We start from the raw sequence: 23,697 nt of genomic DNA on the forward strand, positions 1-23,697 counted from the left end.
CACATTAGTTAAAATTAAATCTGAAATTTACTTTTGATGCATCATGATAAAACTTACCATTTCGTCGGTAAGTTGATCCAGATAAGCTTTATCTGTTGTTCCAAAGCCATGAATTCCGCCTTCTACAACAATTAACTGGTTCTCAATATTATTTTTTTTGAGCTTTTTCACCAGTCTCTTAGAATGTTTTAAAGGAGCCACTTTGTCTTTGTTTCCGTGAAGGATAAAAGTGGGAACGCCATCCTCGGTATCATTTACTGGAGAAACGGTCTCTAGATAATCGATCGCCTTTCTTTTTTCCTTATTGATATTGTAACCGGAAATTCCATAAACGAGTTTTTCCCGGATTTCTACAATCGGTTTAAAAAAGAGCCCGACAATGGATACCGGAACTTTTCCTAATCTGGTGTGCAGAAGCTTATTCAAATCAGTCGGACCGAAATTATCGACCACATAATTTACTTTCGCGGAATATCCTGAAAGTTCAGGGCTTCCGGTATATTGGGTGTCATCAGTATATGCCGCAAGCAGCGACAGGTGCGCACCGGATGAAACTCCAAAATATCCTATATTTTCCGGATCAAAATCATACTTTTCTGCATTTTTTCTTACCCAGCGCACAGCATCTTTGGTATCTTCAATAGGTAAAGGAAAATGTATCTTATCGCTTACCAGTGTATATTCGATGCTGATGACAGCGAAGTTTTTTTCAACCAATTTTGCTATGAAATTTTCAATATAATTGTTAGCCCTTACGATCTTGTCGCCTTTTGCCCAGGCTCCACCATGTACATAAATTACTACTGGCAATTTTCCGGATCTTGGAGTTTTAGGTCTGTATATATCTAATGAAACCGGTGTTCCCACACTGTTTGTCTTGTATATAATATTTTGAGAGAAAAGTGTTTTTTCCGGGAGCAATGTACTGGGAGGAATTTTTGTTTCCGGCAGATCCTGGGCATAACTGATTTGATAGAAACTTAAGAAGAAAACAAAAAGCAGGTTTATCATAAACCTGCTGAATAATGTATGGTTCGTGGAAAAGTTCATAGAATATATTATTGCTTAGTTATTCATTCTCAAACCCCTCAAAAACTTTACCAAAAAAATGCTGTTTTAACTGCTCTTAAAGAATAAGCTCATCAAAGAGCTTTTCAAACGTCTTCTCAAGATCTTTTGATTTTCCCGGATGAGGTCTTGAAGTCTGTACAACAGAACTTCGTACTGCTGTCAGCCAGCGAAAACGTTCCGGGATATCCAGCTTTGCAATAGGTCCGCCTTCCTGATCTCCGTCTGCTATTTTCTGGAAACTTTTAAGATTTTGAATAATATCATCATAATCAAGCTTGCTTCGCATTAACCTGAATTTATCCGGACACAGATAATAACCCACCCTGATATATTTTTCTTTTTTAGAGAACATGATCAGCCCGATGTTGAAAAACTCTTCTCTTTCAACCTTTGGAACCAAGCGTATTACAGCGTATTCGTAAATTTTATCCTCTTGCATTTTTGGCTTCGTTTAAAAAGATTTCAGAATGTTCCAGTCTTGTTTTCAGGAAATTAAAATAAATTTCACGGATTTCTTCCGGGCTTTCATCAGCATCTTCCCAATGCAGCCAGTTTTCCGGGATAAGGTTTACAATTTCCCTGAAAATATTTTCGTTCAGATGCTCTTTTGCAAATCGGTCTGCTTCATCCAGCTGTGTAGCCTGAGGCAGAAGAACGTGATCCTTAACGTATTTAAAAGGTGTTTTTGCAGCAGTATCAAAATTCTGCCAGGAATGATGGAAGTAAAAGGATGCACCATTATCAATCACCCATAATTCTTTATGCCACATCAAAAGATTGGTATTCTTGAAAGTACGGTCGATATTAGTAATGAAAGCATCCAGCCAAACGATTTTTGATGCCAGCAGCGGATCGATTTTTACACTCGGATCGTAAGCAATAGATCCGGACAGATAATGTAACCCGAGATTCAGACCTTCAGAAAATTTCAGCAGGTCCTGAATTTCTTCATCTGCTTCAGTCCTTCCGAAATCGACGTCGAGGTTTACAAAAACCAGCTCGGGAATCTGTAATCCTAAAGCTTCGGTGATTTTTCCGCCTAAAAGTTCAGAAATCAGCATTTTAACACCGTGACCCGCGCCACGGAATTTTAAAACATATTTAAAATCATCATCAGCTTCTGCCAGAGCGGGGAGAGAACCTCCTTCCCGAAGAGGCAGGATGTAACGCATGACCGTGACTGTTCTTAAATTCAACATACCGCAAAAATAAGATTTTTACTTTGTGTTTATTTCTATTTATACTATTTTTAGGTAAAATAATCTCACTGTTAAATTTATCTTATATATGTCTTTTTAAAAAAGTCGGGAAATTTTTCGAGTTTGAGATATTTAAAGTTTAAAAAAGTAAAAATGGAGATCACAAAAAAGCAGAATATTATTATTTCAAACCCTGAAACCAAAGATTTTCTTGCGGATGCATTTTATCCCGAAGAAGAAAAACAATTACCACTTGTTATTTTTGTACACGGCTATAAAGGCTATAAAGACTGGGGTGCGTGGGATTTAATGGCGGAGAAATTTTCTGAAGCAGGATTTTTCTTTGTTAAATTTAATTTTTCGCATAACGGAACTACTATTGAAGATCCCCATAATTTTGCTGATCTTGAGTCATTTGGGAACAATAATTATTCAAAAGAACTTTCTGATCTTGGCGTGGTCATAGATTATTTTAGTAAACATGAGAAAGTTGATGATCATAAAATTATTCTAATAGGCCATAGCAGGGGAGGAGGAATTTCTATCATTAAAACTTATGAAGATGAGAGAATTAATGGATTGATCACGCTTGCCAGTGTCGATACACTGGATCGCTTTCCCAAAAATGAAGCCTTTGAGCAATGGAAAAATGAAGGCATTTATTATGTTGTCAACGGAAGAACCAAACAGGAGATGCCACACTACTATCAATTTTATGAAGATTATGAAAAAGATATTCATCGTTTTGATGTTGAAAGAGCAACTGAAATGGCTAAGGCACATTTTCTGATTATTCATGGAACTAATGATGAAAGCGTAAGCGTGAAAAATGCTGAGCATCTTCATCTTCTGCATCCGAATTCCGAACTTTATTTAATAGAAAATGCTGACCATACGTTTGGCGCAAAAGAACCGTGGGAAGAAATCTCGCTGCCTGTATATTTAAATAATGCAGTTGAAAGATGTATTGACTTCATTAATGAAAAAATAGTCAATGAATAACAATAACATAAAAAGCCAGAAGTAAAGAGAAAGGTTACTATTCTTTTAAGGCTGTGAAATTTCTGGCTTTTGCTATATTTATTTTATTAAAATTTTCCAGGCTTCATCAATTTTGCTTTCCAAAAGAAGCAGCTGTGCACTCTTATGGATGGTTTCGTCGGAATGAAAATTCCCTTCTGGTAAAACTTCTATATTAGCCAACATTCCCAAATCGTTTCCTGTAAATACTTTACTGAATTTAATTTCATCAGGAAGAAGATCAAAGCCAATTCCTTTTGTTACAAGAGGTTTTGGAACTTCAAAAAGATTACTTTCGTTATTTCTTGAGTACCAGTTGCTTCCTAAGCGTGCAACCATATCGAGTTTTGCCTGATCTAGATTTCCTTCTTCATTAAGGTATTCTTCCCTGATATGAATTTTCTGCACTTCACAAATCACTAGATTTCCTGCACCGCCTTTGTCTCCTAATGGTTTTACTTCTAAAACCTTACATTCAAAATTGACAGGGCACTCTTCAACCAGTTTTGGGGTAACCAGATCAGCATCTTTCATGGTCAGCCCGGATTTAATGAATTCATTTACACCGTCCCCATATTCGGTAGAGGCTAATGAAATTTGCTGTACAATCGGAAAATTTACAGTTCCTATAACGACTTCAGAAACCTTAAGGATATTTTCCAGGGTATGTTTTGTTGTATTGTCGCGCACTCTTCTCGATGGTGAAAAGATCAAAATCGGAGGAACCGTACTGAACATATTAAAGAAACTGAACGGCGATAGATTGCTGTTACCATTTTCATCTACCGTGGAAGCCAGGGCAATCGGCCTCGGTGAGATAGCAGTCTGCATTACGGTCTGCAGCTGTACTGGAGTTATTTCGGATGGGATGAGTGTTTTCATTTTTTTATTAACCACAAAAGTCACAAAAGTTTTATGAAAATAATTTTAAATCTTTTCAAGATCACAAAAGCATATCGTAATATTTATTTACAAAAGTTTCATGTCCATTATGATATAAATTTTTACATTAAAATTACCAATATGCCTTTGGGTTTTTCATTAAGTTAATATAATTTAAAACTTGTGCACGGTGAATTTCTTTCAGTTCTGAAACTGCTTTTAATTCAAGTACAATTAAATCTTCAATTAAAAAATCACAAAAGAAGTCACATTCAAGATTTTTACCTTTATAAATAATAGGAATTTTAAACTCTGACTTAAATTCAAGCTGTCTTAATTTAAGTTCTTCTTCTAGACATTTATGATATACACTTTCCAATAATCCGGCTCCTAAAATTTTGTGAACTTCTATGCAAGCGCCATTAATCTTGTAAGTTAAATCAGTTAAATCAGCTTGTGTGATCATTAAAGCTTTTGTGACTTTTGTGGTTAAACTATTTTGCTGGAATAATTTTACCCGAAACTTCACCGAAACCAACACGAATCCCGTCTTTTTCAGCCCATGCTTTCATGGTAACGGTATCATTGTCATTGATGAATTTTCTTTCTTCTCCATTGCTTAAAGTGATAGGATTTTGGCCTCTCCAAGTCAATTCAAGCATAGAACCGAAAGATTTAGGATCGCTTCCCGAGATGGTTCCGCTGGCGTACATATCTCCAACTTCAACGTTGCACCCGTTTACGGTGTGATGTGCGAGCTGCTGGGTCATGTTCCAGTACATGTGTTTGTAATTGCTCTCACAAATAAGATTTTGTTCACCATTTTCAGGCTGAATGTAAACTTCGAGGTTGATATCATAATTTTTATCTCCTTCAAATTTTAAATAGTCCAACACTTCAGGATCTTGTACAGGCGAAGCTGTTCTGAATAGCTCTAATGCTTCCAGAGTAACTACCCAAGGTGATACTGACGACCCAAAGTTTTTAGCGAGAAATGGCCCCAGCGGGACATATTCCCAAGACTGAATATCTCTTGCAGACCAGTCATTAAAAACCACCATTCCAAAAATTGCGTCTTCGGCATCTTTTGTAGAAATACTTTCTCCCATTTCTGTATTTTTGTTGATGATGAATGCCATTTCCAGTTCAAAATCTAGCTGTTTGCAAGGACCGAATACCGGTTTTTCAACATCGGCAGGTTTCATCTGGCCTTTTGGTCGGTTGATTTCCGTTCCTGACACAACGATTGACGAAGCTCTTCCGTGATAGCCTACGGGCAGATGTTTCCAGTTGGGCAATAAAGCGTTGGCAGGATCTCTAAACATTTTTCCTACATTGGTAGCATGCTCAATACTGCTGTAAAAATCTGTATAATTCGGAATGTGTACCGGCATCATCATTTTTACTTTATCCAAATCATAAAATGCTTCTTCAATAGTCTTTTCATCTTTGGAAAGTATAGAATCCTCCTTCAGCAGTTCCTGGATTTTCAATCGGACCGCATTGGTTATCGGTTTTCCAAGTTCGATAAATTCGTTTAAAGTATACGCTTCAAATACATTGTCTATAAGACCTTCGATTTCTTCAAAATAACCGTAGTCATAAAGCGTGGCAAGGTCTACAACCTGGTCACCGATTCTCGTACAGCAGCCGATATATTCTTTGTTGAAAACGGCAACACCGAAAGGGATATTATGTATAGAGAAGTCTGAATCTGCGGAATATTCTACAAATGATTTCATAATTTAGAGTTTAGGTGGATTTATATCAAAATCCGTTACGATTTTTAATTAAAATAATTTTGAATTGATTCTGAGTTTTGCTTACTCAAAAATTTCAAAGTATTTATTTTTTTGATTTAGATTTGTTAACAGAAAGGGACGCTTCATCAATCCATCTGGCTTTTGTATTGACATCAATAAGATAGAGAATATTGTCCTGTTTTGTTAAAAGTAATGTCTTGGTAAGCGGGATAGGTACTTTCTTATTCTCGAGCATGTCTGCCCTAAGAGAAATAATGTTTTTCTTTCTAATAATATCTCCCGAGAAAACATTGGAAGTACTCTTTCCGGTTGCTTTGTCGTCAAATACTTCTACGTAAGTGGCTTTATTTCCCTTGATAATAATAAAATCCCTTTCCATATGGTCTGCCTCATCTTTGATGAAAACAAATTTTTTATCGTCAATATTTACGGATTCCAGATTCTGGTTAACGCCTGATCTTTCTTCAAGCCGGGTAAGAATCTGATCCATTGTTCCGTACTGTGCTTTTGCAGTACATATTGTTCCGGCAAATAAAATTGCTAATAATGTTTTCCTCATAATGATGTGCTTATAAAAAAGTTTTGTCAAGACTTTCGATCCTGACAAAACTTTATATTGTTATTAAAATTAAAGATTTCCTCTTCTTTCCTGTTCTCTTTCCAGCGCTTCGAACAATGCTTTGAAGTTTCCTGCTCCGAAGCTTTGTGCACCGTGTCTTTCAATGATTTCAAAGAAAAGAGTAGGGCGGTCTTCCACAGGTTTTGTAAAGATCTGTAATAAATACCCTTCTTCATCATGATCAATAAGGATGCCTAACTCCTGAAGTTTCTTAAGATCCTCATCAATATGTCCCACTCTTTCAGGAACCATATCGTAATAAGCTTCTGGCGGAGCGGAAAGGAATTCCACACCACGTCTCTTCAGTTCTGTTACTGTATGGATAATATCTTTTGTTGCTACCGCAATATGCTGTACGCCTTCTCCCTCATAGAAATCAAGATATTCTTCTACCTGAGATTTCTTTTTCCCTTCAGCCGGTTCGTTGATCGGGAATTTTGCGTATCCGTTCCCGTTTGACATTACTTTAGACATCAGCGCAGAATATTCTGTATTGATCTGTTTGTCATCGAAAGAAAGGATGTTTACGAATCCCATTACTTTTTCATACCATTCTACCGTTGGAACCATTCTATTCCAGTCTACATTTCCTACACAGTGATCTACATATAATAGGCCTGCTTCTTCAGGTTTGTAGTCACTTTCCCATTTTTCGTAACCCGGCATGAAAGGACCTGTATAGTTTTTTCTTTCGATGAACATGTGTACGGTTTCTCCATATGTATAGATTCCGGACATTCTTACTTCACCGTTTTCATCGGTAATTGTCATCGGTTCCAGATACGGTTTACCTCCTCTTTTGGTTGTTTCTTCGAATGCTTTATAAGCGTCATCCACCCAAAGTGCCAAAATTTTAACTCCGTCACCATGCTTTTTTACGTGTTCGTTTATCGGGGAATCAGATTTTAATCCAGTGGTAAGCACCAATCTGATTTTTCCCTGCTGAAGAACGTATGAAGCACGATCTCTCACGCCGGTTTCAGGACCGGCATATGCTACAGACTGGAAACCGAAAGCGGTTTTATAATAATGCGCAGCCTGTTTTGCATTTCCTACATAGAACTCAATGTAATCTGTACCGTTAATCGGTAAAAAATTCTCTGCTTGAGCAATTTTTTCGGCAAATGTAAGTGTTGACATATTTCTATTTTTACTTTTATATATTGTTTGCAAATTACAAAATTTTGCGAAACTTTTAAAATTGAAAACAAACAGTTGTTAGTTAAATTTTAATAAAAACAAAATGCGAGAATTTTATTTTTAAACCGCAAAAGAAATAAAAAATTATTACGCTTAAAAAGACTGTCAAAAGTTTACAAAATCAGTAGTAAGTGCAAAAATTGATTTTAATGTTTAAATCTTTCGTAAGCCGCTCTTTCCAGCATTTCCCGGTCATCAGGATGCGCGATGCTGATGAGCTCCTGCGCTCTTTGCTTTAAATTTTTACCATACAAATACGCAGTTCCGTACTCTGTAACCACCCAGTGAATATGTCCTCTTGTCGTTACAACTCCCGCACCCGGCTTTAAATAAGGTACAATCCTGGAAACTCCTTTTTTTGTTCTTGAGGTGATAGCAATGATCGGTTTTCCGTCTTCACTTAATGCGGCCCCTCTCATAAAATCCATCTGTCCGCCGATCCCGCTGTATTGCATGGTTCCGATGGAATCTGCACAGACCTGCCCGGTAAGATCGATCTCAATAGCTGAGTTAATGGCTACCATTTTTTTATTTCTCATGATATTGATCGGGAAATTTACCGTACTTACATCATCAAATGAAAAAACCGTATTGTCATCTACATAATCATAAAGCTTCCTGGTCCCGAAACAAAAACTGGTAATGGTTTTATTGTCGTTATAACCTTTATATTTATTGTTGATGACATCATTTTGAATCAAATCAACCACCCCGTCGCTCAGCATTTCGGTATGTACACCAAGGTCTTTGTGATTTCCCAGACATTTTAAAACTGCATCAGGAATCGTCCCGATACCCATTTGCAAAGTAGAACGGTCTTCGATAAGTTCGGCTACATTTTTTCCGACCTCCATTTCTTCAGGGCCTACTTTTGATCCGTAATCAACGGTTGGAAGCTCTTCTTCATGCCATACGAGTTTGTTTATTCTGCTGATATGAATCATTCCGTCACCGTGGGTTCTCGGCATTAGAGGATTAACAATTGCTACAATAATTTTTGCTGTGTCTACAGCTGCTCTGGCAACATCTACGGAAGTTCCCAAAGTACAGAATCCATGCTTATCGGGTGGTGAAACGGTAATTAAAGCAACATCCAGCGGAAGAATGTTTTTTCTGAAAAGAATCGGAATTTCACTTAAAAAAACAGGAACAAAATCTCCTCTGTCTGAATTGACAGCGTCTCTTACCGGTGAAGAAACAAACAGGGAATTGACAAAAAATTTATCTTTATACTGAGGTTTGGCAATTTCAACATTTCCTTGCTGGGTTATGGAAACCATTTCAACATTTTCCAACCGGTGGGATTGTCTTGCCAGTTCATCAATAAGATGGTTGGGTGTACATGCGCTTCCGTGGAAAAATACGCGGTTTCCGCTTTTAATGGTATAAATGGCTTCCTCTGCACTGATATAATTGTACATATTGATTTTTTTATAAATTTTTCTCTGACTTAAAGATAGGTTTAATTGTTTTTATTAATACCGAATATGTAAAGATTTTTGTCATGTTTAGGCCGGATTAAATCAATAAAAAAACCGATGGAGGTGCATCGGTCTTATATAGGTTTAAATTATGTGCTTCTTATTTTTTTTAAATTACTCCTGAGAACGGTCTTCCATCGTTTTGTCCTGTTCTTCTAGCCACGAGGTTTTATAAGACGGATCTTCCACTTTTAAAGCTTCTTCCGTGATTTTAAGTGGTTTGAAAGGGTCGACCATCACCGCGTATTCTTCGGTGAATTTTTTCCCGATGCTTCTTTCCATCGCTCCGGGATGCGGCCCGTGAACAATTCCTCCCGGATGGAGCGTGAAATCCATCAGGTCAATATGATTCCTGCTCATGAAATCGCCTTCTGTATAGAATAAAACTTCATCAGAATCGATATTGGAATGGTTATAAGGAGCAGGAATGGCCAGCGGATGGTAATCGTACATTCTTGCACAGAATGAACACACCACAAAGTTATGGCCTTCAAAATTCTGGTGAACCGGAGGTGGCTGGTGAATTCTTCCCGTAATCGGTTCAAAATTTTTGATGTTGAATTTATAAGGATAAAAATAACCGTCCCAGCCTACAACATCGAAAGGATGCGTGGCATAAATAAAATCGGTAATCTGGTTTTCCTTTTTTACTTTAATTAAAAATTCTCCTTTTTCATCTTTCGGTTCCACGAAAATTGGTGCAACGATATCTCTTTCACAAAATGGAGAATGCTCCAGCAGCTGGCCAAACTCATTTCTGTATCTTTTCGGGGTGTAAATCGGAGAGTGGCTTTCCAGGACGAAGAAAACAGTATCTTCAGAATTAAGTTCTACCTGGTAAATCGTTCCTCTCGGGATAATTAAATAATCACCTACAGAAAATTCAAGGTTGCCGACAAATGTTTTGAGGATGCCGCTTCCATTATGCACAAATAGAAGTTCGTCACATTCTGCATTTTTATAAAAATAATCTGTGGATTTCCTCGGTTTGGAAAGCCCCATTTTAAGGTCATTATTGACCATGAGAAATTTTCTGCTGTCTAAAAAATCATCTTCAGGCGTTACATTCATCCCCTTGAACATTCTTGGTGTTACATTTTTGGCAACAGCAATTTTGGGCGTTACATCTTTGGCTTCACCAATGGATTTGATCTGAGTAGGCCGATGAATGTGATACAATAAAGAAGAAATTCCATGAAAACCTTCCGTTCCGAAAAGCTGTTCATAGTAAAATTTATCTTCCGGAGATTTGAAAATCGTATGTCTTTTTTGGGGAATATTTCCCGACTGATGATATCTCATTTTACTTTTATATGTCGTTTTTCAAATGTAATACTTTTTCATGAATTGAATTTAAACAATATTCGGAGAAGAGTTTTGTAATTAAAAAATAATTGTTAGTTTTGTCTAACAATTTTAATTTCATGAGACGAATACTATATTTTTTGTTCTTTTTACCGATCTGGTGCTTTTCCCAAAATACTGACAGCCTGGAAATGAAATCTTCCGGTGAGCAGGATGTGTTAAAAGTTTTACCTGAAACCGTAAAAACACAGAATATTGATGATGTCATTATTACAGGAACAATAAAGCCGGTAAGCAGATCAAAAAGTCCGGTAGCCGTAGAGATTTACAGCCAAAAGTTTTTCCAGAAAAATCCTACGCCGAACATTTTTGAAGCTATTTCTATGGTGAACGGTGTTAAACCCCAGCTTAACTGTTCAGTCTGCAATACGGGAGATATTCATATTAACGGTCTTGAAGGTCCTTATACCATGATTTTAATTGATGGAATGCCGATCGTAAGTTCACTTTCCACCGTGTACGGACTGAGCGGAATACCAAACAGTCTGGTGGATAGGATTGAAGTGGTAAAAGGTCCGGCTTCTTCTATTTATGGTTCTGAAGCAATGGGCGGTGTGATCAATATTATTACTAAAAATGCATTAACAGCCCCGAAATTAAGTGTTGATGTGATGACGACTACATGGAGTGAGAATAATATGGATCTTTCCACTAAATTTAACTTTGGTAAAAAGGTCGCTTCTTTATTAAGCCTCAATTATTTTAATTTCGAGAAAAGATTTGACGAAAATAAAGACAACTTTACGGATGGGGCACTGCAGAACCGAATTTCAATTTTTAATAAATGGAATTTTGTACGTAAGGAAAACCGTCAGGCCAGCTTTGCATTGCGGTATTTATATGAAGACCGCTTCGGGGGAGAAATGCAGTGGAACCGCAGCTACCGGGGAAGTGATGTAATTTACGGCGAAAGTATTTACACCAGCCGGGTAGAAGCATTTGGGACCTATCAGTGGCCTGTAAAAGAAAATATTATCACTCAATTTTCATATAATTTTCATGATCAGAATTCATTTTACGGGAATAATCCTTTTACAGCAAAACAGGAGGTACTATTTGTGCAGACTTTCTGGGATAAAAAATTCGGAAATCATGATCTTACTGCAGGATTTACCTTCAAAAGAACATTTTATGACGACAATACACCGGGAACTTTATCTTCTGACGGTTTTACAAATGCGCCCATGAAATCTCCTATATTCGGAATTTTTGTGCAGGATCAATGGGAGGTTAATGATAAAAATACGATATTGATAGGATATCGGTTTGATTATGATAAAGTTCATCATGCGGTACACTCGCCCCGTTTTGCGTGGAAATTCTCTCCCAATCCTTATCATGCGCTGCGGTTTAATTTCGGGACTGGATTTCGTGTCGTGAATCTTTTTACTGAAGATCATGCCGCACTTACCGGTTCGCGAGAAGTGTTTATTCAGTCTGATTTAAAACCGGAAAAATCGGTTAACGGAAACCTGAATTACATCTGGAAAATTCCCGCAGGAAAAAGTCTGATCAATCTCGATGCTTCCGCTTTTTATACCTATTTCAGCAATAAGATTGTAGGAGATTTTGATACTGATCCTGAAAAGATTATTTATGATAATCTGAATGGCTACGGAATTTCAAGAGGTGCATCACTGAATGTAGATTACATTTTCAATTTTCCTTTGAGTGTTGGTTTAGGAATTACATACCTTGATGTTTACCAGAAATTTGATGATGAGAAAGAGAAATCGCAGCAACTTCACGCTCCGAAATGGAGTGGCACCTATAATATAACGTATAAATTTGCAGGTAATTTTGTTATAGACTTTACAGGACAGTTTTACGGACCGATGAGGTTGCCTGTTTTACCGAATGACTATCGCCCGGAATATTCACCGTTTTATACGCTGGCAAATATTCAGGTTTCGAGGGCTTTTAAATCCGGATTTGAAGTGTATTGCGGAGTCAAGAATCTGTTTAATTTTACCCCGAAAGATCCTTTGATGAGACCGTTTGACCCTTTCGACAGGTATGTGGATGATCCCGTAACCAATCCTAATCGTTATACTTTTGATACCACATACGGATATGCTCCGATGCAGAAAATAAGAGGCTTTTTGGGAATTAAATATATTTTGAAATAACAATTATAATTGAATATTAAAAGTTTTGACGCAAAGATTATATTAAAACTGATCATTTTTTAGAAGGCAAAGGCAAATAAATTTGCTACGCGAAGCTTGGACCGGTCACTTAATTAAATTAATTCTTTGTTTCATTTAATGAGAAAGGAAATTGGATGTTTCAAGTTTAAAATAAGATTAACCGCAAAAGAAGCAAAAGAATTATTTTAAAAATCTAAAAAAAGGTTCAAATCTTTTGTCTCTTTTGCGGTAGAAAAAATAATGTAATGAAAAGTTTAACAATATTTTTATTTTTAATGCTAGTGCCTTCTTTTTGTCTTTCACAGATAAAAACAGGCACTTTTTCGGATTTGGAAGTTCCGCAGAAAGAAAATTCCAAACCCGTTATTATTCATATATATACAAGTTGGTGCCAGGTTTGTAAGATTGAATTTTTTGAATTGAATAAAGATAAAGATCTGGTAAAATTAATCAATGAAAATTTTCATTTCATCAATTTTGAGGCGGAAAAAATGAAAGAGCCCATTCGTTTTCAGGGAGAAGAATTTAATTATGTATCCAATGGAAATTCCGGAATCCATGAGTTAGTTTTGGCATTATCTAAAAATAAAAGTCAGCCTGTTTATCCGCTGTGGATTATTTTGGATGTCAATGGAAATTTGGCTGAATACCATGAGGGATTATTTACCCCTGAAAAGATGAAGAAAAAGCTTGATGAGATTTTGGATTTTTAGTTCCGCACAAATCTCCCGGATTTCGCAGATTTTTTCACTTAAATTATTATTTCATAGTTGTCATCCTGAAAAAGATCTAAACAATACTTTAAGAGTACAGATGTCTAAAGACAATAATATCAATATAAATTCCTCCTATTTTATTTTTTTATTTTTAAGCAGGTTATATGTGTTTCAGCCAGTTATAATACTGTCGGGAATTTTAGCCCTGATTGAGCGGCGTGGTTGAGCTCTTTTCATTTTTCGGCGGCAAAGCCGCCGAAAAATGAAAAAGCGAGTAGCGAAAGCAGGAAAAAGCTCCTCAATTATTTTAAAAGTACAGCAACAATCGCCAGAATCGCCGGTAATGCCTGAACAAAAAAGATCTTTTTGGTGGCTGAAACAGCTCCGTAAATTCCGGCTATCGCAACACATCCCAGGAAAAATAGAGCAATATTAGTCTGCCATTCGGGATCTTTGATAAGGAAAGTCCAGAGTAATCCTGCTGCAAGAAAACCATTGTACAGTCCCTGGTTGGCTGCTAATCCTTTGGTAGGTTTAAACATTTCCGGAGGTAAGGCGGATTTGAACACTTCTTTACCTTTGGTTTCCCAGGCGAACATTTCCATCCAGAGAATATAAAGATGTTCAAGAGCTACCGCTGCAATTAAGATTTTGGCTACAATTTCCATGATAACGTGTTTTGTGATTGTAAAACTAAAAAAATAAAGTTAAGTTTGATTATATAATTTAAAGAATGGAAACTTTTAAACAACATCTGGATAAATTTATCGGGATTGATGATGAAGAATTTTCTTCCGTGATTTCTTACTTTCAGGTTTTGGAGGTAAAGAAAAAGCAGGATCTGATGTCTGAAGGAGAAATCTGCCGGTCTATGTTTTTTGTTGTTAAAGGCTGTTTGAGAAAGTTTTTTATTAACGAAAAAGGAATTGAACAAACGACAGAATTTGCCATAGAAAACTGGTGGATCACTGATACCTTTGCATACGAGAGACAGATAAAATCCGATTTCAGTATTCAGGCAGTTGAAAAATCAGTAATCCTGAAGATCGATTTCCAATCCCAGGAAGCGCTGCTGACAAAACATCCGGTGATGGAACGTTATTTCAGGATGATTTATCAAAGGGCTTATGCCGCGGCAGAAAGGAGGATACGGTATCTTTATGAATTTTCCAGGGAAGAGTTGTATGTGCATTTCAGTACCCAGTATCCGTGGTTTATACAGAGAATTCCACAGTACTTAATTGCTTCTTTTCTTGGCTTCACTCCGGAATATTTAAGTGAAATCAGAGCCAAATTACGTTCTTAAACTGGTTTAAGATTTTTAGCATTTCTAAATCGGAACTTTGTCTCAGAAATTTAAAACAAAATATTATGAGCGTAAGATTCAACTGGACAACAGTTCACCCGGCTGCTTACAAAGCAGGAATAGGAATGGAAGAATCTCTTCAGAACAGTTTTTTAACACCTATTCAGAAAGAATTAATCAAAATCAGAGCTTCACAGATTAATGGCTGTGCATTTTGCCTGAATATGCACACCAAAGATGCCATAAAGTATGGTGAAACACCACAAAGGATTTTCCTGCTGAATGCATGGAGGGATGCAAAAGAATTATTCACAGAAGAAGAGCAGATCATTTTACAGATTACGGAAGAAGTTACGCTAATCAATAAGAAAGGGCTTTCGGAAGAAACCTATCAAAAAGCAAAAACTATTTTTGACGAAAGTCAGCTTGCCGATATCATCATGGCGGCTATTGTAATTAATATGTGGAACAGAATTGCAATTTCAACCCATATGCCGATCGGGAAATAATCCTTATTTAATAAAAAAAGAGCTTTTCAATGAAGGAAAGCTCTTTTTAATTATGGACAGTTAAGCTGCAGGACATTGGCATTCAAAGGCTGCTCGACTTTTCGTTCCAGTTTTTTATCATTAACAGTGATGTAAATTTCCATTGATCCTGTTCCTACATGAAGTGACAGAATGTGTCCTCCAAATGCATTGAATTTCTCGTCAGTAGCAATTCCATGTAGATGAATAGACGGATCTTTTTCATTCCATGCAATAGAACCAGTCAGGCTTCCCATTTCCACTTTTTTAAATGTTTTAGGGTTAAATTTTTTGGCTTTGAAATCATAGAACCCGAAAGTAACTTCAGCAGCAAATCCGATACCCGTAAAGCTGGCCGAGGGAGTATTTTCTGCTTTTGCAAGGTTTTCAATATGAGCAAGTACATCGTCGCCCTGTCTGAGTACCATCAGGTAACCGGACGGTGTTTTAATATATCTGCACGGATCTTTTTGTTGCGCAAAAATGGTGTTCATTGTTATGATTGTTACTAAAAGAATTAAATTTTTAAGTGTATTCATAATCAGATAATTTAATAATACCATGAAACTTTTACACCAAACAGAATAATATCACATTGCCATACTATTCTTTAACTAAATAATTTGTGACTTATAGATCTGCGGCTTTTCCAGAAGCTTCTCATCAACTAAATTTCCAAATGCCTTAATATAAGGTTGTTGATTATGCTTTTCCAGGCCTTCTGCACTTTTCCAGACTTCATAGAAGATAAAATGGTTTTTGTCCTCGATACTCTGATGAAGTGTGTAAAGCTCGTTGGCTTCTTCTTTCACTGTTTCTTTCACCATATTCTGAAGAACTTCCAGAACTTCTGCTCTGTATTCTTCTTTTGCTTTAATAATAGCGGTTAAATATATTTTCATTATGCTAACTGTGGTTTTAATTCTTTATTAAAAACTGAGGTAAGATGTTCCCTGTAAAGTTTCATATCGCGCGCCACATCTGCATTTTTCTCTACATCATGGAAATGGAAGCTTTCCATTTTTTCTAATGATACGAAAGCATTCATTCTATGGAAACCAAATAACGGCCCGTTATCTACACTTGTTTCATTGAAAAATTCTCCGGGAAGGGTAAAAGCTGTTTCAGGGGCGTTCCAGCTTGTGGTTACCATGTATTTTCTTCCACCCAGCATTCCTCCGGTTCCGTAATTGATTTTTGGATTTTCAGAAGTTCTTCCGTCATTCATATAAATTCCTTTGGCGTGTCCGGCTGTGAAAACTTCATCAATATATTTTTTAAATCCGTTCGGAAGCTGAAACCACCAGATCGGGGTATGGTAAATAATGTAGTCTGCCCATACAAATTTCTCAACTTCTTCATTTTTGTCGTAACCTTTACTGATATTTGTAATCTTAACTTCCACATTATCAAAATTTTTCAGTACTTCCAGGGTGTTTTCTGCAATGGTCTGATTATATTTTCCTCCGGAATGTCCGAAGTTCTGTCCTCCGTTAATAATTAGTACTTTTTTCATTGTCTTATGATTGTTAAATTTTACGGTACAAAGGTATTATGAGTTTTACTATAAATAAAATAATAAAAATTATAGCTAAATATCATTTAAATAATAATTAGAATAAATAATTGAAAATGAATGTTTTAAGTTGTATATAGACACGGTTTATCATGTTCATTGATTATTGGAATATCATAATGGTAATTATTTGAATAACTTTGCATCATAAAAGTAATACCTATGGTTAATTTAGAATGGTACAGAACTTTTAAAGCAATCTATAAAACAGGAACACTCACTGAAGCTGCGGATACCTTATTTATTTCTCAACCCGGAGTAAGTCTGCATCTCAGTTCGCTGGAAGCATATGTGGGCTATAAACTCTTTGACAGGACCGGAAGGAGAATGATTCCTACGGAAAGAGGAAAAGTATTATTTAATGCTGTTGCTGAACCGTTGTCGAAACTTGAGGAAGTAGAAAAAAACTTTCAGAAATCTACGGAAAAGCTTACGCCTACCATTAGTGTCGGCATGTGTTTTGAGACTTTCCAGACTACTTTGGAGCAGTATGTTTCCAGTTTGCCTTTCAATCTTATCATCAGTTTCGGGGAATACCGGGAAATGCTCGATCAGTTAGACAAAGGAATTTTAGATTTGATTATTACTCCGAAAAAAGGTGTTTCTCCGAATATCGAACACGAAGCATTTTCCTCAGAACAGATCATTCTTGTTGGTGGAAAGGATGTTGACATCCGGGAGTTTGAATATATTTTAAATAATGAAGGAACAGAACATGCGGAAGAATGGCTGAAAAATGAGAAATGGTATGGAACGGCCGGAGATATGGAGCATCTTTTTCAGTTCTGGATTCTTAATTTTGGTCACAAGCCAAACTTCCGTCCCAATTACATCGTCCCGAATCTTAATTCTATTGTACGCTGCCTGAAAGGCGGATCCGGATTAGCCGTAGTTCCGGATTTCCTCTGTAAAAAGGAAATTGAAGATGGCGAGATACAGTTAATCTGGGAAGGGAAAAAACCGCTGAAAAACACACTGTATTTCGGCTGTCGTAAGAAGACAAATTATCAGAATGAGATTGCTCATATTAAAGGATTGTTCAGAAAAGTGATGGAAAAGGAAAATTAGTATATAATAAATCATAAATAGATAATTAACAATTATGGAAAAGAAAACATATGCAGGGCAGCCTGTAATTACCTTAAATAACGGAGTGGATATTCCGGCTTTAGGTTTCGGAGTATGGCAGATGGAAGATCTGAAAGAGTGTGAAAATGCAGTTATCAAAGCCATCCAAACAGGATACAGAATGATTGATACTGCTGCTATTTATCAAAATGAAACGGCTGTTGGAGATGCTATTAAAAACAGTGGAGTAGATCGTGAGCAGCTATTTATTACGTCAAAACTATGGGTTCAGGATACTTCGTATGAGAAGACTAAAAGCGCTTTCCAGAGAACTTTGGACAGGCTGCAACTGGATTATCTTGATATGTATTTGATCCACTGGCCGTACGCAGATTTCCTGGGAGCATGGAAAGCAATGGAAGAATTGTATGATGAAGGAAAGATCAAAGCTATTGGTGTGTGCAATTTTACAGTGGAGAAATTAGAAGAATTAAAAGCGAATGCCAAAATCCTTCCGGTAATCAATCAGATTGAGCTGCACCCGATTTTCCAGCAGAAGGAACTCCAGGCCTATAATAAGCAGAATAATATTATTACGCAGCCTTGGAGCCCGCTTGGGAACGGAAACGCAGGATTGCTCGAAAACGACAAGTTGAAAGCTATTGGTGAAAAATATAAAAAAACCGTAGCACAGGTTATTTTGAGATGGCATCTTCAGGAAGGGTTCTGTGTAATTCCGAAATCGGTTACGCCTTCAAGAATCGAAGAAAATTTTAATGTTTTTGATTTTGAATTAACAGAAGATGAAATGAATACTGTCCGTACTTTAGATACCGGAAAAAGACTATTCTTTGATCCGAAAGATCCGGATTGGGAGGAAAAAATGCTGAATGCAGTTGCAGATATTTAAGCAATATATCAATTAATATAAAGAAGTAATAAATGTTTATTGCTTCTTTTTTTTGTTAAAAATATCATTTAACTTTACAATACACTAAAAACTAAAATTATGGATACAAAAGTAAACGAACAAATTACAGATTCTGTGACACAGGCAAATGTAAAAGTTGTGGGAGAATCTCCTGCGATGGCACTGGGAAATGTTTATCAGACAGCTGCGCATTCTACCGGACTAATGTTTCAAAATGCAGTTAACGCTCAGAATCAGCAGAATATATTGGCACAGGCTGCCGGTAACCAGGGGGTTATGCAGATTTATAGTCTTGATACTGTTTCAGATGCAATTGCTATTGCAAAAATATTAAATAACAGTGGCACGAATCGTTAAGTTCAGAAACGATGAATAAGGCTGAGAATTTCACCGGATCGCATTAAATAAGCTTAAATTCATTGTATTTTTGCTGACTTAAAGTATAATCATGAAAAGAATAATTTTATCGTTTGTCCTGCTGTTATCATTCATTTCCTGCAATGGGAATGATGAAGATCAGGAACCCGGCAATAAAGCTTCAATTATCGGAGAATGGTATATTGAAAAAGCTGAAATATACAGGTCTTTAAATCAGCAGATCCAAACTTCTTTCTCCACAGATTGTGAGAAAAAAAGTACTTATGAGTTTACTTATGATCATCTTCTTTCGATTATTTATGCTCAGAACAATAATACCTGTATAAAAACGGATGCTGGAACAAAGAAGTATACGTTCGATAAAGGAAATGGTAAATTCTGGTTTGAAAATGAGGAAAATTATCCGTATTTCGTGACGCAGCTTAATGAAACCGGTATGGTGGTTGAAGACCGGACCCAGGATTTTGACGGCGACGGTACCAAAGATGTACTAAGACGTTTCTATAAAAGAATCAATTAAAATAAGAACTCCTTTCGGTCTGAAAGGAGTTCTTATTTTATATTCAATATATTTATTTTGTAAGATCAAGACCCCCGAAATTTCCGGAACTCATCATCAGATATACACCATGGGTCTTATCCAGAGTTTCCCAATATGCGTGAAGTTCTTCAGCATTGGTGAAAACTCTCAGGTTTTGATTTTTGAATTTTTCTTTGATCAGATCAGGGGAAATAGGTTCCATTCTTTTGATTTTCAAAGCATCTTCAGAATAGAAAACGACAGCTTCCTCAAGACCATCCATTGCATGATCGTACTGTTCCAGGAAAACAGGATTCAAACTCGAATAGGTATGAAGCTCCAGAAAACCGTATTTTTTTTCATTTTTAAATTGCTCGCAGAATGCTTTTACCGCCGCTTTTACTTTGCTTGGCGCGTGAGCAAAATCTTTGTACAATATTCCTTGATCTTCCCTTTCTACTTTCTCAAGACGTTTTGAAGCCCCTTTGAAACTCATAATCGCCTCATAAAAATCTTCATCCATAATGCCCAATGTATGGCAGATATGTCTTGCTCCCTCAAGGTTTAATAAATTATGTGCTCCGAAAACAGAAAGCGGAACATCTCCCATTTCTGTTTTCAGATGAACTTTTCCATTGCTGATTTCGTATTCAGGTGTATTGTAAGGGATTTTTCTGAAATAATTTTCTGCATTTTCCACCACTTTTACCACTTCAGAATCCTCTTCGTTATATACAAGAATTCCACCCGGTGTAATGCTTGCCACAAATTTCCGGAACTGATCTACATAATCATCAAAAGTTTTGAATACATTGATATGATCCCAGGCAATTCCGCTCATTAAGGCAATATTCGGCTGATAGAGAAGAAACTTAGAACGCAGATCGATGGGTGAGGAGAGGTATTCGTCGCCTTCAAGTACCATGAAATCATTTTCACGGGTTAATTTCACCATACAATCGAATCCTTCCAGCTGAGCTCCTACCATATAATCTACATCTTTCTGATGGAAATTCAGAACATGAAGAATCATCGAGGTGATGGTTGTTTTTCCGTGAGAGCCTGCGATGACAACTCTTGTTTTGTTTTTTGACTGCTCATAAAGAAATTCGGGATAAGAATATATTTTTAACCCCAATTCTTTGGCTTTTGCAAGTTCAGGATTATCCTGATGAGCATGCATGCCGAGAATAACTGCATCCAGGTCAGACGTTATTTTTTCAGGAAACCAGCCTAATTCTTCGGGCAGAATGCCTCTTTTTTCAAGTCTTGTACGGGAAGGTTCAAAAATAGCGTCATCAGAACCTGTAACCTGATATCCTTTATCCTTTAATGCAATAGCAAGATTGTGCATGGCACTTCCGCCGATAGCGATGAAATGAGTCTTCAAAATTTGTTACTGTTTTTTAACATTAGCATTAATAATCTCCTGGAAAACACGGGTGATGTTTGTCCAGTTGGTTGTATAATTCGGCATTATTGCACTGGCGTCTGTCTTGCTGCCGGAATTAGGACCTTTTTTTATGTTAATAGAAGTTGATATAAAATCATAAATCTTTTTATGGTCTTCTTCTATTCGTCTGAAATTGTTTTGTGAAAGCGTTTTTTCCAGCCTGTATAAATCTTCGTTGGAAATTTTAAAATTCTGTTTTATTTTTTTACCCTGCCCTTCAAAAGAATAGAAGGCATTATTTCCTTTAATCAGAAGATTTTCGTAAATCGGCGCAAAGCCTCCGCTTTTGGAATAGCTGATGTCGAAATCCGAATACATTTTCTGACTGTTGCATGAAACCAATACCAAGATTGCGAATAAGATTCCCAATATCCTTTTCATAATGTTCTTACTTTAATGTTATGAATCTTTTTGTTCAGATTTTTTAGCTTTTAATTCTTCATCATAATTGTGCAGCAAATTGAAATCTTCTGTCTGCTCAATGGCGGTCATGATTTTATGTAAAATTTCATGGGCGTTTTCTTTGTCGTAATCAATATCCAATGGCGGCTTGAATTCCATGGTAGGTTTTACACCTGTTACCTTTACACGAAGTCCTTTTTTATCAAAAGCCCTGCGGAAACCGTTTATTTTGATGGGAATAACAATCGGGCGCTGATTTTTTACCAGCTTTGCCGTTCCTCTTCTTCCTTGTGCGAAAGCAGAAGTCGTTCCCTGAGGAAAAGTGGCAACCCAACCGTTATCAAGGGCTTTCATAATATTATCCACTTCGCTCATGTCAACCATTCGGTTTACATTCTTTCCTTCAGCCCTCCAGGTTCTTTTTACTGTTACCGCACCGGCGATTTTAAATATTTTCGGAAGAATCCCTTTATTCATGGTTTCTTCAGCAGCAACATAATAGAAGTCAATTTTAGGATTCAGAAGATAAATCGGATTTTTTATGGTATTTAGGTAACCGTTGTTTACAGAGCAGAATGCATGGTACATGGCTGCAACATCCGCAAAATACGTCTGATGGTTAGACACAAACAAAACATTAGAATCCGGTAGATCCACAAGATTTTCGGTACCCGTAATTTTAAGCTTATTAAATCCGTTGAATCTTCTGTACGATATGATTCCCAATATGAAAATAATTAACCTTTTTAAAAAATAAGGAGTTCCGAACGCATCGGTGAAAATATTTTTCTTCGCCATCTTTCAATTATACACAGTGGTGCAAAGTTACATTTTTTTCAGCAACTGGCTGAATTCGCTTAATATCATCGCTGTTGCGCCCCAGATGATATACCCGTTGAAATTAATCACGGGCACTTCACTTCCTCCTGCTGTAGGAAGAGCCATGATTTCCGGTTCATCAGGGAGACCCAGAAAGCAGGTAATCGGAAATTCTATGACCTCCACTGCCTCGCTCTGCTGTAAGATAAATTCAGGATTTTTCTTCGTGTATGATATATAAGGATACACATAAAAATTACTTGGCGGAATATAGATGGGTGACATTTCGCGGATGATCCGTACATAATGTTTTTCGATGCCTATTTCCTCTGATGTTTCACGAATAGCGGTCTCGGCAAAATCCCTGTCCATTTCCTCACGTTTACCGCCAGGTAAGGAAATTTGTCCGCTGTGCCTGTCGTGCTCATTTACGGTTCTTTGAATCAGGGGAAAATGCCATTCATCATTTTTAAGATACAAAATGATATTTACGGCAGCAAACCTGGGGTTTTTCGTTAAAACTTCTTCATAGGTGAAAACCGGGCGGTAGGGTGGCGAGAAGACTCCGTGTGCATTCTCTCCAGGCAATTCTGTGATTTTGATTTTCCTTAATAAATCTTTTCCAAAACTCATATCCAAATTTAATAATATATTTTGAAGAAAGGAAGCGGTACAACATTTTTATAATCATCGACATAAATATCATAAATAATATGGTACTTATATATAATAGTATTGTATAACAAAATACATTCATGTTTCAATTTCACTCTCAGACTCACCAACTCTCATTTTCAGGAGCTTGATCCGGCTATCCGCTGCTACTCCTCGCGCCTTTACTTCTCTTGCTTGGTCCTGAGCTTTCCGAAGCTTGCTGTGGGGTATCCGCTACTATCCGGGCTAGGATGGTTGACGTGGTAATACTGGAAATCCTTTTATTTCAAAATACTCGTTCCTTATCCTTAGCTGTTGCGTTTACCAAGACTGCAAACCTGATTTTTCCGAGCCCTGAAGGGGCGATATATAACAGCGCCGGACTCAGCCCTGCGATAAATTCATATAATATAATAAACACAAAGCCTTAAACGGGTACTTCAACGCCTGATACTCTCCAACGCTCATACTCTAAACCTCAGAAACCAAACATAAGTTTAAAATTATTCTGATTAAGACTCAGCGGTTTAAGGTTTATTATGAACAGAATGTTAAACTTTATGCTTTAATAATTAGGATTGTATTAAGATAAGTCTC

At 36.8% G+C, this 23,697-nt stretch carries 27 protein-coding genes; 9 read left to right on the forward strand and 18 right to left on the reverse strand.

Annotated features, from left to right (window positions below; all coding sequences use genetic code 11):
- Window positions 1-27 precede the first annotated feature (27 nt).
- From ODE14_RS18560 to ODE14_RS18570, 3 genes are all read right to left on the reverse strand, one after another.
- The gene (locus ODE14_RS18560) at window positions 28-1,050 is read right to left on the reverse strand and encodes an alpha/beta hydrolase (protein WP_263602469.1); all 1,023 of its coding nucleotides are present in this window, start codon (window positions 1,048-1,050) and stop codon (window positions 28-30) included.
- Window positions 1,051-1,126: 76 nt separating this feature from the next.
- Window positions 1,127-1,510 (reverse strand): DUF3037 domain-containing protein, encoded by a 384-nt coding sequence (locus ODE14_RS18565; protein ID WP_263602470.1) that lies wholly within the window; start codon window positions 1,508-1,510, stop codon window positions 1,127-1,129.
- The gene (locus ODE14_RS18570) at window positions 1,497-2,270 is read right to left on the reverse strand and encodes a HipA family kinase (RefSeq protein WP_263602471.1); all 774 of its coding nucleotides are present in this window, start codon (window positions 2,268-2,270) and stop codon (window positions 1,497-1,499) included. Before ODE14_RS18570 ends, ODE14_RS18565 begins: the two co-directional genes overlap by 14 nt.
- 153 nt (window positions 2,271-2,423) lie before the next feature.
- Here ODE14_RS18570 and ODE14_RS18575 point away from each other — a divergent pair, with 153 nt between their 5' ends.
- Window positions 2,424-3,272 (forward strand): alpha/beta hydrolase family protein, encoded by an 849-nt coding sequence (locus tag ODE14_RS18575; RefSeq protein ID WP_263602472.1) that lies wholly within the window; start codon window positions 2,424-2,426, stop codon window positions 3,270-3,272.
- A 78-nt stretch (window positions 3,273-3,350) separates the two neighbouring features.
- On the opposite strand, the gene ODE14_RS18580 is transcribed toward ODE14_RS18575, so the two are convergent.
- The 7 genes from ODE14_RS18580 to ODE14_RS18610 all read right to left on the reverse strand — a co-directional run bounded on the left by ODE14_RS18580 (window position 3,351) and on the right by ODE14_RS18610 (window position 10,537).
- Window positions 3,351-4,172 carry a flavin reductase family protein gene (locus tag ODE14_RS18580; protein ID WP_263602473.1) on the reverse strand — a complete coding sequence of 274 codons (822 nt, stop codon included), beginning with the start codon at window positions 4,170-4,172 and terminating at the stop codon, window positions 3,351-3,353.
- A 133-nt stretch (window positions 4,173-4,305) separates the two neighbouring features.
- Window positions 4,306-4,638, reverse strand: a complete 333-nt coding sequence (locus ODE14_RS18585; RefSeq protein ID WP_263602474.1) for a GxxExxY protein — start codon at window positions 4,636-4,638, stop codon at window positions 4,306-4,308.
- A gap of 28 nt (window positions 4,639-4,666) precedes the next feature.
- Complete coding sequence (fahA, locus tag ODE14_RS18590; RefSeq protein WP_263602475.1) at window positions 4,667-5,914, reverse strand: fumarylacetoacetase; 1,248 nt, start codon at window positions 5,912-5,914, stop codon at window positions 4,667-4,669.
- 103 nt (window positions 5,915-6,017) lie between these two features.
- On the reverse strand, window positions 6,018-6,494 hold the full coding sequence (locus ODE14_RS18595; RefSeq protein WP_248394531.1) for a hypothetical protein: 477 nt from the start codon (window positions 6,492-6,494) through the stop codon (window positions 6,018-6,020).
- 69 nt (window positions 6,495-6,563) lie between these two features.
- Window positions 6,564-7,694, reverse strand: coding sequence for a 4-hydroxyphenylpyruvate dioxygenase (gene hppD, locus ODE14_RS18600; protein WP_263602476.1), 1,131 nt, complete (start codon window positions 7,692-7,694; stop codon window positions 6,564-6,566).
- Window positions 7,695-7,900: 206 nt separating this feature from the next.
- Window positions 7,901-9,175: an acetyl-CoA hydrolase/transferase family protein gene (locus ODE14_RS18605; RefSeq protein WP_248394528.1), complete on the reverse strand. Its 1,275-nt coding sequence runs from the start codon at window positions 9,173-9,175 to the stop codon at window positions 7,901-7,903.
- A gap of 174 nt (window positions 9,176-9,349) precedes the next feature.
- Window positions 9,350-10,537 carry a homogentisate 1,2-dioxygenase gene (locus ODE14_RS18610; RefSeq protein WP_263602477.1) on the reverse strand — a complete coding sequence of 396 codons (1,188 nt, stop codon included), beginning with the start codon at window positions 10,535-10,537 and terminating at the stop codon, window positions 9,350-9,352.
- A gap of 122 nt (window positions 10,538-10,659) precedes the next feature.
- On the opposite strand from ODE14_RS18610, the gene ODE14_RS18615 reads away from it, so the two are divergent.
- Together ODE14_RS18615 and ODE14_RS18620 are read left to right on the forward strand one after the other, a co-directional pair.
- On the forward strand, window positions 10,660-12,729 hold the full coding sequence (locus ODE14_RS18615; RefSeq protein WP_263602478.1) for a TonB-dependent receptor plug domain-containing protein: 2,070 nt from the start codon (window positions 10,660-10,662) through the stop codon (window positions 12,727-12,729).
- A 266-nt stretch (window positions 12,730-12,995) separates the two neighbouring features.
- Entirely contained in the window at window positions 12,996-13,463 is a 468-nt protein-coding gene (locus ODE14_RS18620) for a redoxin domain-containing protein (RefSeq protein ID WP_248394525.1), read from the forward strand.
- A gap of 305 nt (window positions 13,464-13,768) precedes the next feature.
- Here ODE14_RS18620 and ODE14_RS18625 read toward each other — a convergent pair whose 3' ends face one another.
- A complete protein-coding gene (locus tag ODE14_RS18625; protein WP_248394524.1) occupies window positions 13,769-14,134 on the reverse strand; it encodes a DUF1304 domain-containing protein in 366 nt (121 codons plus the stop codon).
- A 65-nt stretch (window positions 14,135-14,199) separates the two neighbouring features.
- Between ODE14_RS18625 and ODE14_RS18630 the strand changes: the two genes are divergently transcribed.
- Window positions 14,200-14,772 carry a Crp/Fnr family transcriptional regulator gene (locus ODE14_RS18630; protein WP_248394523.1) on the forward strand — a complete coding sequence of 191 codons (573 nt, stop codon included), beginning with the start codon at window positions 14,200-14,202 and terminating at the stop codon, window positions 14,770-14,772.
- Between the two features lie 65 nt (window positions 14,773-14,837).
- Window positions 14,838-15,281 carry a carboxymuconolactone decarboxylase family protein gene (locus ODE14_RS18635; protein ID WP_248394522.1) on the forward strand — a complete coding sequence of 148 codons (444 nt, stop codon included), beginning with the start codon at window positions 14,838-14,840 and terminating at the stop codon, window positions 15,279-15,281.
- Between the two features lie 50 nt (window positions 15,282-15,331).
- On the opposite strand, the gene ODE14_RS18640 is transcribed toward ODE14_RS18635, so the two are convergent.
- From ODE14_RS18640 to ODE14_RS18650, 3 genes are all read right to left on the reverse strand, one after another.
- Entirely contained in the window at window positions 15,332-15,838 is a 507-nt protein-coding gene (locus tag ODE14_RS18640) for a PPC domain-containing DNA-binding protein (RefSeq protein WP_248394521.1), read from the reverse strand.
- Between the two features lie 75 nt (window positions 15,839-15,913).
- A complete protein-coding gene (locus tag ODE14_RS18645) occupies window positions 15,914-16,201 on the reverse strand; it encodes a putative quinol monooxygenase (RefSeq protein WP_263602479.1) in 288 nt (95 codons plus the stop codon).
- On the reverse strand, window positions 16,201-16,815 hold the full coding sequence (locus tag ODE14_RS18650) for an NAD(P)H-dependent oxidoreductase (protein WP_248394517.1): 615 nt from the start codon (window positions 16,813-16,815) through the stop codon (window positions 16,201-16,203). Before ODE14_RS18650 ends, ODE14_RS18645 begins: the two co-directional genes overlap by 1 nt.
- A 222-nt stretch (window positions 16,816-17,037) precedes the next feature.
- Here ODE14_RS18650 and ODE14_RS18655 point away from each other — a divergent pair, with 222 nt between their 5' ends.
- From ODE14_RS18655 to ODE14_RS18670, 4 genes are all read left to right on the forward strand, one after another.
- Window positions 17,038-17,943, forward strand: coding sequence for a LysR family transcriptional regulator (locus ODE14_RS18655; RefSeq protein WP_248394514.1), 906 nt, complete (start codon window positions 17,038-17,040; stop codon window positions 17,941-17,943).
- 34 nt (window positions 17,944-17,977) lie between these two features.
- On the forward strand, window positions 17,978-18,853 hold the full coding sequence (locus ODE14_RS18660) for an aldo/keto reductase (protein WP_263602480.1): 876 nt from the start codon (window positions 17,978-17,980) through the stop codon (window positions 18,851-18,853).
- Window positions 18,854-18,952: 99 nt separating this feature from the next.
- Entirely contained in the window at window positions 18,953-19,231 is a 279-nt protein-coding gene (locus ODE14_RS18665; protein ID WP_263602481.1) for a RebB family R body protein, read from the forward strand.
- A 91-nt stretch (window positions 19,232-19,322) separates the two neighbouring features.
- On the forward strand, window positions 19,323-19,772 hold the full coding sequence (locus tag ODE14_RS18670; protein ID WP_263602482.1) for a lipocalin family protein: 450 nt from the start codon (window positions 19,323-19,325) through the stop codon (window positions 19,770-19,772).
- 52 nt (window positions 19,773-19,824) lie between these two features.
- On the opposite strand, the gene ODE14_RS18675 is transcribed toward ODE14_RS18670, so the two are convergent.
- Genes ODE14_RS18675 through ODE14_RS18690 form a run of 4 tightly spaced genes read right to left on the reverse strand, consistent with a single transcriptional unit; the run spans window position 19,825 to window position 23,079 of the window.
- Window positions 19,825-21,162, reverse strand: coding sequence for a UDP-N-acetylmuramate--L-alanine ligase (locus ODE14_RS18675; RefSeq protein ID WP_263602483.1), 1,338 nt, complete (start codon window positions 21,160-21,162; stop codon window positions 19,825-19,827).
- A gap of 6 nt (window positions 21,163-21,168) precedes the next feature.
- Window positions 21,169-21,606 (reverse strand): hypothetical protein, encoded by a 438-nt coding sequence (locus tag ODE14_RS18680; RefSeq protein WP_248394506.1) that lies wholly within the window; start codon window positions 21,604-21,606, stop codon window positions 21,169-21,171.
- An 18-nt stretch (window positions 21,607-21,624) separates the two neighbouring features.
- Window positions 21,625-22,425 carry a lysophospholipid acyltransferase family protein gene (locus ODE14_RS18685; RefSeq protein ID WP_248394505.1) on the reverse strand — a complete coding sequence of 267 codons (801 nt, stop codon included), beginning with the start codon at window positions 22,423-22,425 and terminating at the stop codon, window positions 21,625-21,627.
- 27 nt (window positions 22,426-22,452) lie between these two features.
- Window positions 22,453-23,079 carry an NUDIX hydrolase gene (locus ODE14_RS18690; protein WP_248394504.1) on the reverse strand — a complete coding sequence of 209 codons (627 nt, stop codon included), beginning with the start codon at window positions 23,077-23,079 and terminating at the stop codon, window positions 22,453-22,455.
- Window positions 23,080-23,697: the final 618 nt, after the last annotated feature.

Origin of the sequence: Chryseobacterium sp. PET-29, assembly GCF_025736815.1 — a bacterium.
Lineage (GTDB): Bacteria > Bacteroidota > Bacteroidia > Flavobacteriales > Weeksellaceae > Chryseobacterium > Chryseobacterium nepalense.